General features: G+C 44.6%; 14 protein-coding genes. 11 read left to right on the forward strand and 3 right to left on the reverse strand.

Annotation, left to right across the window (positions count from 1 at the left end):
- Window positions 1–489: 489 nt before the first annotated feature.
- Window positions 490–798 (forward strand): hypothetical protein, encoded by a 309-nt coding sequence (locus tag F1593_RS06885; RefSeq protein WP_149400823.1) that lies wholly within the window; start codon window positions 490–492, stop codon window positions 796–798.
- 47 nt (window positions 799–845) lie between these two features.
- Here the strand turns inward: F1593_RS06885 and F1593_RS06890 are convergent, their stop codons facing one another.
- Window positions 846–1058, reverse strand: a complete 213-nt coding sequence (locus F1593_RS06890; protein ID WP_149400824.1) for a helix-turn-helix domain-containing protein — start codon at window positions 1056–1058, stop codon at window positions 846–848.
- Between the two features lie 246 nt (window positions 1059–1304).
- Here F1593_RS06890 and F1593_RS06895 point away from each other — a divergent pair, with 246 nt between their 5' ends.
- From F1593_RS06895 to F1593_RS06935, 9 genes are all read left to right on the forward strand, one after another.
- Window positions 1305–1595, forward strand: a complete 291-nt coding sequence (locus tag F1593_RS06895; RefSeq protein ID WP_149400825.1) for a hypothetical protein — start codon at window positions 1305–1307, stop codon at window positions 1593–1595.
- Window positions 1596–2071: 476 nt separating this feature from the next.
- The gene (locus tag F1593_RS06900) at window positions 2072–2377 is read left to right on the forward strand and encodes a recombinase family protein (protein WP_172631926.1); all 306 of its coding nucleotides are present in this window, start codon (window positions 2072–2074) and stop codon (window positions 2375–2377) included.
- 6 nt (window positions 2378–2383) lie between these two features.
- Complete coding sequence (locus F1593_RS06905) at window positions 2384–3829, forward strand: recombinase family protein (protein WP_149400827.1); 1446 nt, start codon at window positions 2384–2386, stop codon at window positions 3827–3829.
- On the forward strand, window positions 3805–4401 hold the full coding sequence (locus tag F1593_RS06910) for a sodium:solute symporter family transporter (RefSeq protein ID WP_149400828.1): 597 nt from the start codon (window positions 3805–3807) through the stop codon (window positions 4399–4401). Before F1593_RS06905 ends, F1593_RS06910 begins: the two co-directional genes overlap by 25 nt.
- 21 nt (window positions 4402–4422) lie before the next feature.
- The gene (locus F1593_RS06915) at window positions 4423–4680 is read left to right on the forward strand and encodes a hypothetical protein (protein ID WP_149400829.1); all 258 of its coding nucleotides are present in this window, start codon (window positions 4423–4425) and stop codon (window positions 4678–4680) included.
- A 278-nt stretch (window positions 4681–4958) separates the two neighbouring features.
- Complete coding sequence (locus F1593_RS06920; protein ID WP_149400830.1) at window positions 4959–5438, forward strand: GatB/YqeY domain-containing protein; 480 nt, start codon at window positions 4959–4961, stop codon at window positions 5436–5438.
- 511 nt (window positions 5439–5949) lie between these two features.
- A complete protein-coding gene (locus F1593_RS06925) occupies window positions 5950–6603 on the forward strand; it encodes an LON peptidase substrate-binding domain-containing protein (RefSeq protein WP_172631927.1) in 654 nt (217 codons plus the stop codon).
- A gap of 128 nt (window positions 6604–6731) precedes the next feature.
- A complete protein-coding gene (locus F1593_RS06930) occupies window positions 6732–7091 on the forward strand; it encodes a hypothetical protein (RefSeq protein ID WP_149400832.1) in 360 nt (119 codons plus the stop codon).
- Between the two features lie 283 nt (window positions 7092–7374).
- On the forward strand, window positions 7375–9375 hold the full coding sequence (locus tag F1593_RS06935) for an aldo/keto reductase (protein WP_149400833.1): 2001 nt from the start codon (window positions 7375–7377) through the stop codon (window positions 9373–9375).
- 224 nt (window positions 9376–9599) lie between these two features.
- On the opposite strand, the gene F1593_RS06940 is transcribed toward F1593_RS06935, so the two are convergent.
- Window positions 9600–11243, reverse strand: a complete 1644-nt coding sequence (locus F1593_RS06940; RefSeq protein ID WP_149400834.1) for a WD40 repeat domain-containing protein — start codon at window positions 11241–11243, stop codon at window positions 9600–9602.
- 234 nt (window positions 11244–11477) lie between these two features.
- On the opposite strand from F1593_RS06940, the gene F1593_RS06945 reads away from it, so the two are divergent.
- Window positions 11478–12710: an MFS transporter gene (locus tag F1593_RS06945; protein ID WP_235932510.1), complete on the forward strand. Its 1233-nt coding sequence runs from the start codon at window positions 11478–11480 to the stop codon at window positions 12708–12710.
- A 120-nt stretch (window positions 12711–12830) separates the two neighbouring features.
- Here the strand turns inward: F1593_RS06945 and fusA are convergent, their stop codons facing one another.
- On the reverse strand, window positions 12831–14885 hold the full coding sequence (fusA, locus tag F1593_RS06950) for an elongation factor G (protein WP_149400835.1): 2055 nt from the start codon (window positions 14883–14885) through the stop codon (window positions 12831–12833).
- Window positions 14886–15258 lie beyond the last annotated feature (373 nt).

Here is a 15258-nt window from a genome sequence, read left to right on the forward strand (position 1 = left end):
AAAATCTCCTTTACTACTTTTGCCTTAAATTCTGCCGTGTGTTGTTTTCTTTTTTGCTTTTCCATGAATCAATTTTATCTTACGAGCCAACTTTTTTCTGTCTGAATTTCTAGGGGCATTATAGATATTGCAAATAAAATAAACCATCCGGCAACAATTGCAATCTCTTTACTAGGTAAAGGTACCGAGCTTGACCGATCAGGAAAACATCAAGAAGCTATTGAATGTCTTGAAGAAGCACGAGACGAATCATTCAGAGCCAGCAAACATGTATCAGCCCTTATAAATGCCTATTTAGCACGTGTCTATGCAAGTAGTGGTCTATCTGAAAAATTTAAGCGTGCTATAAATACGGCTGAAAAGATAGCAACCGAAATCACGCTTTATTATGGAGATGGAACAGATTTTGTCTTTCACTCCCTTAGTGGGATACTCGCCGAGCGGAGCTATGGTTATTTAGAAATTAGAGAACCTCAAAGCACACTTGACATGAAAGCTCAGATACAAAGACAAATAGCTGTAGAGGGTAATATATGGCTTGATGCGTGGATACCCTTAGACTGGGCGAGAGCCTACTTGATGCTAGGAGATATCAATAAAAGCGTTGAAGCAAGTGAAGATTTTTACAAAAAGGCTACTGCAATAAGGTCACCACATGCAAAGAGCCGAGTATTTAGATTGTTGAATACTATGGAGGCAGCCGGATATGCTGAAGAAGAGGCTGTAAAAAACTTTCGTAGGGAACTCTACGAGTCGTCACCAGGACAGGCTAATACAAACGACCTGTATATATTATAAGCAGAAACAAGAGCGCAAGGTTAGTTACTTTGCGCTCTTGTTTCTGCTTATTTCTCTTCTGGTACATCCTCTATAAGTTCTGAAACCTCAACACCTAAAACTTTAGCCACTTTTATAAGAGTGCTATATGCCACATCCCTATACGGATCTTTATAAATACCGCTCATTGTACGAGGATGCACGTCAGCCGCACGCTGTAATTTTGTTTGCGTCCAACCTTTTTCAGTAGCAACCTCTTTTATCTTTAATCTTATTGGCATATTCACAACCTCTCAATTTTTGGCTAGTATACACGAAAACTTGACAATTGAATAGACTCACATTATGCTATCACTATAGACAGACATTTAGTGAGTTCACATAGTGCCTAAATGGCAAATAAAAAACGGCCTACGTGTGCAAGATGTAGGCCATTAGAGAGACGAAGCCTGTTAAACATTCAGACTCTCTACGCTGTTATTTTTACAGCGTAAGAGCCATTAGTCAAGCAAGGAGAAGCTTGTATTATGGCACAGCAAGTTTTAAAAAAAGCCTCGTACATGGTTTGTATTGGTAATGCCGCAGTCACTACATATGACAAGCAATTTTTTGATGGAGCAAAGCGGGGTTATAGTGAGTATACACAGAATTACCGAGGGAAAATATTAACAGAGCGAGATATTTACTTAATCATTATGCAGATTGTTGATGTAAAACATTCTGAAAATTATCAGGCAGGTATCATAGCTGGATGGATGGCAGCTATGTTTGAAACAAATCCTACCGAATGTAAACTTATCAAAATGTCCCAAGAGTAAGAACCCCAACCTTAGAGCAGGACCGCTAAGTGCTAAAAATCAGACCACTTACAGGCTATAGTATGCTTCGCATGACTTCAGCGCGGCTCAGGGGTAATGCAATAGCAACCGTAGCCGCGCTGAAGTCACCCAAGGGTACCATAGCCTGTAAGTGGCAAGCGCAAGCGTCTGATTTTTTTTACGCACTTAGCGCCCTGAAGATACATTGTTAGTTGGGTTAAGCGCCTCTGGCAGGACTTAGCACAACTAGGAGACAGCAGCTTTATTTATAGCTAATTCCATAATGGGAATCGTTTCTTACCCTTAGATGGCAGTGATAAAAGAGACATGCACACCCCTATAAACCAGCCTGTAGAGGGAGTTTACATTGACAAATTGATGAATTTATGATAAAATATTTACGTTACCAGTGTTACCCCTCTAAGAGGGAGGATGCAATATATTTTAATGTCATTAGCATGAAAGGATGTCATACAATGGCAGCAGATTACAACCAGAATGAAAAATATAGAGGCTTACGCGCTTTAGAGTTTCTACGTGTTAGTTCAGTAGAACAAGAAAAAATGTATGGTTGGCCTCGACAACATGCAGAGATACAAAAGAAGTTAATTGACCCCTTGTCTTTAAGAATTGTAGATACATTACGAGATTCATATACAGGCTTAGAGTTTCAAGAACGCGAAGCGCTTCATGTTGTACTTGATAAGGCGAAAAAAGGCGAGTATGACATTTTAATCATGGATATGTTAGACCGACTTGGAAGAAAAGGACTAGAACGATAAATTTACATGCTTCAACTAAAAGAAGCCGGTATACGTGTTGTATCAGCAGATCCAGAAGATCATAGCGACGATGAGTCATCCTGGGGGGAATTAATACGTTATTTAAGAGGCAAAGCAGCAGAGGACGAAGTAAAGAATATACGTCATAGAACAATGGGAGGGAGACGAGCAAAAGCAACCGGAGACCCTGAAAAAGGAATACCCCCTATGCTTATATGTGGTGGTCATAGCCGATACGGTTATAAGTGGGTTACAAATGATAAGGGCCGAAAAATAGGAACAGAGCCAGATCATACTGTTATTTATGTTTCGCAAGACGGCATTGAATGGACAGGTGTGGATGTAATCAAGTTCTTATTCCAATCATCAGCAAATGGGGCTACTATCAAGAGAATAGCCGTAACTTTGAATGAAATGGGCGTACCGTCTCCATATAAGCTAAAAGGGATTCAGAGAAGGGATGCACATAAGGCAATATGGCAACCGTCAGCAATCGCACGTATGCTTCGAGACAAGGGATATGCAGGAGAAGTAACTTTATTTAAGGAGAAAGTAGTAGGAAAAAGATCGAACGCGAAAAGACCAGGAGCAAAAAGCGAAATTCGTGAAAAAACCGATCCCTCAGAACAAGTTACTATAGAAATTCCTAGCATTATATCAATAGAACTATACCAGCAGGTGCAGAAGCAGCTAGACAAAAATAAAAGGCAAGCCGGACGCAATAACAAAAACCCTGAAGATTTTTTAATGCGTTCAGGGTTAGCTTTTTGTGGGTATTGTGGTTCTAGAATGATGGGCAAACGCCGAGTTCGTAAGAACAAAAACGGAACAGAAACGCCTCTTTTTGGTTACACCTGCATAGGAAGATACGGCCAGTTAGAAAAATGTAAAGGTTGTTGGATAGACGCCAGAATAGTAGATAGGGCAACGTGGGAGAAAGTAATTGAAATCATTGATAATCCTGAAGTAGTTGACGAAGCAGTTACTAAAAAAAGAAAGAAAGACCCCACAGCAGGGAACCGAGTCAAGATAAAAACTAAGATCAAAGAGATTGAAGCCCAGCAGGAGACTTTTAGAACTCAGTTACGTGACCTTATGTTAAAAGGAGTACTTGACCAAGGGACACAGGAATTTCTTTCAACAGAGCTAAAACAACTATCCGAAAGATTGCAGGAATGGAATACTAAACTTATAGAAAACGAGGATGTACATCAAGAATGGAAAAAAATTGAAGATAAGTTGAACGATGTACACAAAACTTGTAGACAACTAAGCGAGCAAATACACGATCCTGAGTATGCCCCAACATATCAAGAAAAGCGTGATTTAGTTGAATTTTTCAAAATCACAGCAACTATATGGAAAGCAGATCATAGCCCAAGATTCAAATTAGAATCGAATGTTGTTGATATTGTAACCGACCTCTCATGTCTGGCATGGCCGGTAACGTGACCGCCTTCAATACTGTCTGGACGTATGACCTTTACAAATCGTATATCAGGAAAGAGGCCCCCGACAACCACTATCTGTGGATGGGTCGTATTGTGACAGTAGTGGGTATTCTTTTGAGTGTTGCCACGGCCTATATCGCGTCAAATTTCTCGAGTATCATGGACTATGTACAGGCGTTATTCTCGATCTTTAATGCTCCATTGCTTGCAACATTCTTGCTGGGAATGTTCTGGAAGCGTACAACACCCTGGGGTGGTTTCTGGGGCTTGCTGATTGGTACCATCTGCTCCATTGCCCTCTGGCTAATGGAACAGTCTCTCCATCTTTTCTCGCTGGGAAGTTCAGAAGGTTCAAGCATGTGGCGTGCCTTAATTGCCTGGGTCGTCTGTCTGGCAGTGACCATAATTGTCTCCCTGTTTACCAAACCAAAGCCTGACTCCGAACTGGTGGGTCTGGTTTACAGCATGACGCCAAAAGCAACGGTAGTTGAAACTGTCTGGTACAAGAGGCCAAAGGTGCTGGCTGGGGCCGCATTATTGATCTTCGTTGTGCTAAACATTATCTTCTTCTAAGCGTTGAAAGGGGAAACAGCTATGAGCCAGTATGAAGAGCAGAAAGAAATGAAAGCAGCCGAGAGCTCAGCAGAACCGAAAGAAAGAATGGTGATTGCATTACCTATCGGTGCCACGATTGGGGTGATTGGTCTGGTGCTGCTACTATATGGTCTGCTTGGTCACGTTGACTATAGCCACAGCGCAAATATCAATATAAATCTCTGGTGGGGTTTGGGGATGATTGTCTTTGGTATTGTTATGTGTGCTGGTAGCTACATTTCAGGCCGCAAACGGTAACTATGTGAGCTATCTTTGAAATAACAGAACAGCGTTGTTTACCAGTGCGAATGCTTCTGTCAGGAGCATTCGCACTGGTATTGTTTTATCATCTCTTTTTGCATTTTGAGATCCTGACGTAAGAAATAACATGCTTTGACTGGAGGTAACCGGAACAACACCGGCAACTATGGGATTTGTATGGGTATGGTATACTTCGCAACGACAGTGCATAAGCTAAATAATAGCATAGCCATAAGCAGGCGCTGTATACTAGTAGCAATGTAGGAGTACGAACGATGGCGGAAGCACGGCAGGAATTTCCCATAGAGACACAATTGAAGAAGGATATCCAGGATGCGCAACGAAATCGAGATCAATTGCGCCTGGATACGTTACGTATGGCTTTAGGTTCGATTCATAATCTTGAAGTTGCTCGTACTGATCGCAAGCATGCAGAATTTGGACAACCACTAACCGAGGCCGATTGCATCAAGGTGCTTGAGCAAGAAGTAAAGAAGCGGAATCAGGCCATCCCTCTGTATAAGCAGGGTGGACGTACCGATCTAGCTGAAAAAGAGCAGCATGAGATGGAGATTTTGCAGGTATATCTGCAGTCCTCTCAAATGAGCGATGATGAGTTACAGGCTCTCATAACCCAGCTGATAGAGCTGCACGGTAAAGAGTTTCGTAAGGTGATGCCACTGGCAGCCAAAGAGACCAAAGGACGTGCCGATGGAGGGCGTGTGCAGCGATTGGTGAGAGAATTGACCCAATAAGTAGATTGAGTTCATTTTCCTTGCCTGGCAAAAGAAAAGCCCACCGGATAACAAGTATATTGTTGTTCGGTGGGCTTTTCTTTTGCCAGGCAAGGAAACATGTGAGCGCGAAAAATTATGCTTGAAGATCGCGGAACAGATAGGATTTAAACACTTTGTTGTGCGCCCAGATGGAGATAATAAATATGCTGATATGGTATAGTATCTGATAAGAATAGAGAATGTATGTGGATTAGTAGAGATAAAGCTGCTTTAAGCAGTAATATGTAGGAATGCATACTTCCTATAGCCTCAACCCGGGTTAATTACTACATGCATGTGCGAAGTGAATGATGCTGGCTAATGCATTGAAGTGCCTGTACGCTGGCTTGTTTGAAGCTCTGATCTGAGTTGCCCCGCAATGCACACCTGTAGCGTCTCTGGCAAGGTACAATCAACGTAATGGGTCGGATGCAAAACACTGTCTGATAATTGAGTGTCGCATCAAATTTTATGATGGAGGATGCATGCTATGTCTACTGCAGCAATTGAGTTACCTTTGTTCCCTTTAAATGTGGTGCTCTTTCCTGGTACTGTATTACCCTTGCATATCTTCGAGTTACGCTATCGCCAGATGGTGATTGATTGTCAAAGAGAGGATAAGCCTTTTGGTATTGTGCTGGCGAAGGCTGGTAGCACCTTTATGCATGAAGAGACACATGAGATAGGAACATTAGCTGAAATCCATAGTTTGCACAAGCTAGAAGATGGTGGCTATGATTTAATGGCAGTAGGTTTGCGGCGTTTTCGTATTGTAAGCCAGCATCATGATAAGCCCTATCTCTCCGGTTGGGTTGAGCCATTTGAGGATGTTGCTGAACGTGATGAAGCATTAGATCATCTTGTTCGACATGCGCGTAATCTGTTTATAACCTATCTCAATATGCTCTTAGAAGCTCCCGACGAGAATTATTTGTATGCCAAACTTCCTGAGTCCCCTGAAAACTTGTCTCATTTCATTGCATACTTTCTGGAAATTGAAGATATAAAAAAGCAACGTTATCTTGAATTGCATTCTACGCAGCAACGGTTTGTAGAAGAAATTGCAGTTCTACGTCGCGAAATCCCTTTGATGCGATATTTGTTATTCAAAAAGCCTGGAGACGACGTGACTATGTTAAACTAATGGCATTGCTCTAGTAGTAGAATTCAACCAGCGCTACTACGCAATATATAGATAGCATAGGTTCTTATGGCACGCAGATTGAGCTGAGCCTTTGCGTGTTCATAAAGAAAATGGAGAATGAGAGAGACATGACTAATTATCAGAATTTCCGGCAACGGCTTGATGCTGTTTTACGTACCCGAGATGTTGAGCGGGTACGCGAGTTTTTGATTGCTGAAGGACAGTGGGATGAAGGTGTACCAGCAGATCCCTCATTTGCAATGTGGATGATGATCGCTGCCTCACCAACGTTAAAAGAACTCCATCCACAGGCACTGGCCTGGTTGAATAGCAATGGGCATAGTAGTGAGGCTCAGGCTGTCTCTGGCAAAAGTTCCTCTTCCCCACGTACCAGTTCAGGGACACGCTCTTCCAATGCTACGGGACGTTCCGCCTATGCTCCTAAAAGCAAACGTTCTGCGCCTCCACGTTCAAATAAGCAGAGATAACGTTTTCTCGTGGTGTATTGATAATTTGACTCATGGAATGCCGGCGTGATATAACATCAAAAATAAGGCAAAAGAGAAACAACTTCCTGGTTTGAAACAGTCTTTGCCTGCTACAGAGATCAAAGCTGATCTTGTACGCTGTGTCTATTTCAAGCTATTGTACCATGGGGTAAGCAAGAATCGCTGCTGATTAACAACTGGCTACGTATATTCTATTTGCCTCCAACGGTATGATAAAGTTGATACAAGTGCTTATTGATTTACAGAGGTTTGGAGGATCAGAATGAGTCAAACGTTGTCCTGGGGTATTATAGGAACTGGACGCATTGCTGGCATTTTCGCAAATGGTCTGACGAAGTCACAAACAGGAAAGCTCGTAGCTGTCGGAAGCCGAACGCAGGAGGCTGCTGATCGTTTTGGCGCTACCTGGAACGTCGCGCACTGCTACCATAGCTATGAAGATTTGCTTGCTGATGATGAGGTACAGGCTGTCTATATTTCTACCCCTCATCCTATGCATGCTGAGTGGGCTATCAAAGCGGCAGAGGCGGGCAAGCATATCTTATGTGAGAAGCCGATTGCACTTAATCATGCGGGTGCTATGGCAGTTATCGAGGCCGCGCAACGTAATGATGTCTTTCTCATGGAAGCGTTTATGTATCGCAGCCATCCTCAAATCGCCCGACTCACAGAATTGCTTCAAACAGGTACGATTGGCGATGTGCAATTAATCCAGGCCTCCTTTGCCTTTCGTTCAGGTTTTAATCCTGAGAGCCGTCTCTTACAGAATGCCCTCGGCGGTGGTGGTATCCTTGATGTCGGTTGTTATTGTACCTCGATGGCGCGTCTGGTTGCGGGCATCGCGGTGGGTAAACCTTTTGCCGATCCTATTCAGGTGACGGCGACCGGCCATATTGGTGCAGAGACTGGCGTAGATGAGTATACCGTAGCATCGCTGGCTTTCCCTGGTGCTATTCTGGCGCAGTTGTTAACCGGTGTACGACTCAACGCGGAGAATCACGTACGTATTTATGGCTCTGAAGGGTCGATTACGTTAACCACTCCCTGGAATCCTCCGGCTGGACAGGCCACACAGATTGTGGTGCAACGCGCTGATCAAACCGAGATCGAGCAAATTACGATTGAATGTCCAGATGATTTATACAGCCTGGAAGCGGATACCGTTGCTGCCCATATTCAAGAGCGTCAGTCTCCGACGGTGAGTTGGGAGGATACGCTGGGGAATATGCGTACCCTGGATCAATGGCGGGAGGCCATTGGCTTATCCTATAATGCGGAGCAGCCGCAAGGAGCCGATCAGCATCTCCCTGTTCATAAACGCCCGCTTGCGGTACATGCACAGAACATTATGAAATATGGACAGATCGCAGGTGTCGAGAAGCCAGTTTCGCGCCTGGTAATGGGTGTTGACAATCAAACCATCTGGTCGCATGCTGTAGTGATGTTTGATGATTTCTTTGAACAGGGCGGCAATTGCTTTGATAGCGCTTATATCTATGGGCGCGGTCGCTGCGAGGAGATCCTGGGACAATGGATTAAAAACCGTGGCGTGCGTGAGCAGGTTGTCATTCTTGATAAAGGGGCGCATACTCCTAATTGTAATCCCCAGGCATTGCACTCACAGTTTATGGAGAGCCTTGATCGCTTGCAGACGGATTATGTTGATGTTTATATGATGCATCGCGATAATCCAAACATTCCTGTGGGTGAGTTTATTACTGTGCTCAATGAACATAAAAACGCAGGAAGAATGCGTGCCTTTGGCGCATCAAACTGGTCGATTGAACGTATTCAGGAAGCGAATGAGTGGGCAGCAGCACATGGTCTGGTTGGTTTCTCTGCTATCAGTAATAATTTTAGCCTGGCACGCATGGTTGATCCAGTCTGGGCTGGCTGTATTGCTGCCTCGGATGCACAATCACGAGCCTGGTTAGAGCAGACACAGATGCCGATCATGCCCTGGTCCAGTCAGGCGCGCGGCTTCTTCACGGGGCGTGCCCATCCTGATGACCGCTCCGATGCCGAACTGGTCCGCTGCTGGTATAGCAGTGATAATTTTCAGCGTTTGGAGCGTGTAAACCAGATGGCTCAGGAGCGTGGTGTGTTGCCCATCAATATAGCGCTCGCCTATGTGCTCAATCAGCCCTTTCCCACTTTTCCGTTGATTGGTCCAAGGTTGCTCTCCGAGACGCGTACATCTTTACCCGCTTTAACGGTTGAGCTTACCCCCGAAGAGCTACGCTGGTTAAATTTAGAGGCTTAGGCATGGTTCAGAATGAGCTCAGATCAATGTGACAACTTTGAACAACCCACACTGTGAAAAATAAATCCTGAGAGGGCCTCCTGAGCGGCTTCAGGATTTATTTGTGGGTGTTTCCATCGTTCACAACTGTCACATCCATTTGAACCTTGCCTTAGCGTATCATCTCCTGTCAGGGAATGTATAGAAGTTTTTGAGGCAGGCTGGAACTTTTCCAGCCGCCTTTGTTAATCTATATCTGCCCATCTCCAGAGAGAGAGTTCGTAAGGAATATCCTTGTGCTCTAATAGAATGCGAATGGCCTGAAGATTTGCGGTAAATTTCTGGTCTTCTTCAGCGGTAAAAATCCCTTTCTGGATAAGTTTCTCCAGGAGGTAGAGCATAAAAGGATTTTTCTGGATGTGCGCAATCTTTGCTGGCTCGATTTTGCTGGCATGTGCCAATTCGATCAGGAAACGACGTGCCTGATAGCCAAAAATGGAGAGTGAATAGATATATTTTCGTGCTGGTTCGTTTTTTTGTGGGGCATAAAAGTATTCTTCTGCGAATAAAATGCTTCCATCCCGCTCAACGGAGACAGTAAAGGTATAGATGTCTCCGGCATTTTTTCGATATTTATCAAGTAGCATGCATTTTGCCATGCTCTGGTCTTCGAGCGGATGCACATGGCGGGCTGAAGATGAATTGCGTGGCAACCTCTTTTCGATTTCTACTGCTCCTCCTTCAAGTAATAGCTCTCTTTGTTGACTGGTTAAACCTTTAACACCAAAGATGTTGGCACCTTTACAGGCTGGTTTTGGATGTATGATGCGCTGTTGTTGTGTGTTTAGATCAATGAAAGCGCATTCTTTTTGGAGCGGTACGATGAGTGATTGCGTGTGTGCATTTACATAGATGTTTTCAATGTAGTGCCCTTTTAAATGAAAAGCTGTTATCTTTTTATGTGTGATCATATCCCATAACTCTATCGCATGGTTATTTTTATCGCTTACTACTATTTGGGCATTCCAGGGAAGCACTGTCATTGTGGATAGATTGTCTAGATAGGGAACTTGTTCCTCCTGGCTATCTCGTAGACGACTTTGAACTATCCCTGTGGCGAGATCTATGAGCCATACATCCCGTCCACGGCTTTTTCCCTCCATAAGCACAAAGATTTTGTGGTTGGAGAAAGGATAGAAGCTCAATGCATGAGCTTTACCAGGAATGCGGAACACCCCAATTTTTTGTTGCTTTACTACATCCCAGAGTATTATTTCACCACGCTTACTGGCTACAGCGAAAAAGTGACTGTCGTTACTAAAGGCGAAAGCGGATGTCATGCCTGGCAATTCTTGTATTTGTTTTTTGTTTACAATATCGATCAAAAAGATTTTTCCCTCTGAGTCGTATTCTGCAAGTAGATATCCATCGGGACTGAAGCTGAGATGTTCTGCCATCCCTTTAATTGGGAGCGTATATTCGCGGCGACCGTTGTTGAGATTCCAGAAATGGATCGTATAATCACTACCACCACTGACCAGATATGGTTTGTGAGGATGAAAGGCAAGGCTTGTTAGATTGTTGAAGTGTCCTGGCAGGGTACGTATGCGACCTTCATCTTGCAGGTTCCAGAGTAAGATGTTGTGATTCTCAAAGTATGTTCCACTCGCCAGCCATGTGCCATCCGGGCTCAATGCTGCATGGGAAAAATACGGTCGTGCTAGTAATTTCACATCTGTCATGTCTGCATAACGAAAGTCCGCATAGTCTAGTTGTGCATGAGTAAATACTGTCTCGCGCAGGGATGCATGCGAAAAATTAGCTCCAACCAACTCTGCACCAGTGAAATTATACCCATCCAGATTTTGATATACATAGATTTTACGCAAAAATCGTCCTCCTCATGGCCCTATCCCTGTCAATTACGTTCCATAATATATCTTACTAGTTTTACATATTATAACATTTATACGCAACACTTTAGCATCAGCTTCTAGAGGCCGTTTTATATCTTAATGCAAAATTAACATCCCCCTGGACGACGCAATAAAAAAGTCCTTTTTTTTGTTGTCATTGAAGTTGGTTGATGCGATAGCATATATATCTTAGGAAGGAATTATTCTTTGTCTAAAGTTGAAGTGTCCCCTTCTATTGCGAATGATACAAGAGGTGAAGCTGTTACGTTTGATCGACGACTGGTCTGGCTTATGGCTGTCGCATGTGCATTGGCAGTAGCAAATCTTTATTATATTCAGCCGATGTTGGCATCTATGGCGCGCGATTTTTCTGTGTCCGTAGGACAGGTAGGTGTGGTGGCTACGATGGGTCAGGTCGGCTATGCCTGTGGTCTTTTACTCATCATTCCTCTGGGTGATAATTATAATCAGCGTAAACTGATTGTTGGCATGCTGGTGGCAGTTATTATTGCTCTGGTTGCAATGGCCCTGGCTCCTTCAATCTTATTGGTAACAGTGGCAAGTTTCCTGGTAGGATTGGCGACCGTTGTTCCGCAATTGATTATTCCTTATGCTGCCAGCCTGGCTCCAGAAAAGGCGCGTGGACAGGTCGTTGGAACGGTAATGAGTGGTTTGTTGATTGGCATTTTACTGGCCCGGACATTGAGTGGTTTTATCGCGGCGCAATGGGGCTGGCGTGAAATGTATTGGATTGCAGCCGTGATGATGATTGTGTTGGCGGTCGTGGTGCGTTTCTTCTTGCCCAATGATCTTTCAGCAAAAGGCTCCATGAGTTATCCTCAATTGTTGCATTCACTGTGGGATCTGCTACGAGAAGAGTCCATCTTACGTGAAGTTATCATATTCGGATCTATGGCTTTTGGTGCTTTTAGCGCCTTCTGGGTTACCCTCTCATTCTATCTAGAGACGCCTCCCTACCATTTCGGAAGCGAAGTTGCAGGTCTGTTTGGTCTGGTCGGCGTTGTTGGGGCTCTGGCGGCCTCACTGGTTGGTAAGATTGCTGACCGTCGTGATCCTCGTTTCGCCAATGGTGTCTCCCTGGTTATTACACTGATATCCTTTGTGCTGATGTGGCTAGCCGGACAATGGCTTGTTGGATTAATCATTGGGACGATCTTATTAGATCTGGGCACACAGGCCAATCAGGTGACTTCTCAGGCGCGTATCTATAGTATCAGGCCAGAAGCTCGCAATCGTATGAATACAGTTTATATGTTCTGCTATTTTGTGGGTGGCTCACTGGGCTCAATGCTTGGTACCTTTGGCTGGGGAGTGGCAAAGTGGAATGGTGTCAGTCTGGTAGCTTGCGCCTTCCTGGTTGTTGCTCTGGTAGCTTATGCCTGGCGTACCTTAAAATTACGTCAGTATATGCACGCTTAATCAGTCTAGATTTAATCATCTCTGTTCGTTTTCATGTTACGTGGGGCCAGAGAAAAAGCGCCTGCGTCAATTCAAAGGAAGCAGGCGCTTTTTCTCTGGCCCCACGTAGATCATAGACGATTATTTATGGATGATTTCCTCTTGTTTCTTGGAGAGGAGGTCTTGTTGGACATTGGCTGGAACTTCAGCGTAGTGCGAGAATTCCATGCTAAACGAACCTCGTCCCTGCGTGATGGAGCGGAGATCAGTTGTGTAGTGGAGCATCTCTGCCTGAGGGACGGCTGCTGTGATATGTTGATAGCCTTTTTCAAGCGACTCCATTCCCAATACATGTCCGCGTTTGGTATTAATATCGCTCATGACATCCCCCATGTTCTGTTCAGGTATCTCAATCGTGACATTCATGATTGGCTCAAGTAGCACCGGATTCGCCAGAGGAACCGCTTCCTGCATACCAAGTGAGGCCGCGACCTCAAAGGATTGTGCGGAAGAGTCAACTGGATGGTATTTGCCATCGATGAGGGCAACTTTGACATAGACCATGGGATTTCCTGAGATGAAGCCCCGCTTCAGGGACTCGCGAATGCCTTTCTCGACACCTGGAATGAATTGCCCTGGTACTACACCGCCGACGATTTTATCCTCAAACACAAATTTCTGCTCGCTATTACGAGGTAGTGGCTCAATCTCTAACCAGACATCGCCGAACTGTCCGTGTCCACCGCTTTGACGCTTATGGCGACCATTCGCACGTGCTTTCTTGCGAATGGTTTCCCGATAGGAGATCCGTGGATCATGGGTTAGCAAATCAACTGCATATTTGCGTTTCATGCTCTCCACGAGAATTTGCAGGTGGGTTTCTCCCATTCCCGCTAGCAGCACCTCGGCAGTTTCTGGATCACGGGTCACGCGGATTGTGCGATCTTCTTCTACGACACGGGCCAGTGCACTGCTCATCTTGTCTAGATCGGCCTGACTGTGTGGAACGATAGCGACTGTATAGCAGGGGTGAGGGAAGTCAATCGGCGTTAAAGCTGTGCTATTGTTTTTGTTGCTGGTGAGAGTATCCCCGCTATGGGTATGGGTCAGTTTGGCAACTGCACCGAAATCGCCAGTGGAAATCTCAGTCGCCGGTTCTTGTGTTTTGCCATGTTGAACAACAAGCTGGCTCATACGCTCATCTGCGCCAGTCTGCACATTGAAAAGATGGATATCAGACTTTAGCGTTCCATTAAAGACACGGAATGTCGAAATAGCGCCAACTTGTGCGGAAGCAGTTTTAAAAACAAAGACCGCTACTGTATTACCGAGCGCTTTTATCTCTTCGTTATCGATATCTTGTGGGCTGGGAATATAATCAACTATCGCGTCGAGTAATGTTTGAATCCCAATATTTTTCGTTGCTGATCCACAGACAATTGGAATGATGCTACCGGTACACATACCCGTTTTGATAACGGAATGTACCTCTTCATCGCTGAGTGCAGTACCATCCAGGAACTTTTCCATAATCGCGTCATCACCCTCTACGGCTGACTCGATTAACTGGTCACGATACATCGTGATCTGTTCTTGTAGTTCAGAAGGAACTGGAATTTCATGTATACTATTGCCGTTTTCAAAGCTATAACCTTTGCGGGTAACCAGATCGACAACGCCGCGAAAGTTTGCCTGCTCACCAATCGGTATCTGTAACGGTACGACTTTCGGGCCGAAATTTGTGCGGAGAGAAGTGAGAGCCTGTTCAAATGAGGTATTTTCGCGATCAAGTTTGTTGATCAATATCACGCGAGGCAGGTTTCGTTCATCGGCGTAGTGCCAGGTAAGTTCAGTACCAACTTCTACACCTTTCTCTGCTGTTACTACTACCAGCGCTGCATCTGCTACGCGTAGGCCGGCTTTGACCTCACCAACGAAGTCAGGATAACCAGGAGTATCAATAAAGTTAATTTTGTGTTCTTTCCATTCCACTGGCAATACTTTGACCTGTAATGACATGCGTCTTTTAATCTCTTCAGGATCATAATCAACGACGGAGCTTCCTTCATCGACCTTTCCTTGACGAGTAACGGCACCACTATCAAAGAGCGCGGCGTCAATCAGTGAAGTTTTGCCTGCTCCAACGTGAGATATCAGTGCAATATTGCGAATCTGTTCCGTCCGATAAACCTTCATAAAACCCACCCTCCTGAGTTTCTACGCAGCAGTAGCCTGAGGTTCAGACGATGCGGTGGAGGTCTGCCTTAGACCAACCGGTGCGATGCGGCCATGCAAATGGCTGTTTCGGTATAGAGAAAATGGTATCGCTTCTCCCTTCCCATTTAGTAGGCGTAGACCTAGTATATCAAAATTATGCAGTATATTCAACGGTATATCAACACGTAACATTGTGGTGCAAACGACGTCTGTTTGTGTTTTTCACTGAACAGCTTATGCCGCAGGTATCAGTTTCTCAGCTTCTTTATGAAGCGCATTATTATTGGTGACCGTGTAGTGTAAGGTTTTAATCTGAGCATACCTATGTAGGAATGTAATCGGCACTGCGGAC

Origin of the sequence: Dictyobacter arantiisoli (assembly GCF_008326305.1) — a bacterium.
Taxonomy (GTDB): domain Bacteria; phylum Chloroflexota; class Ktedonobacteria; order Ktedonobacterales; family Ktedonobacteraceae; genus Dictyobacter; species Dictyobacter arantiisoli.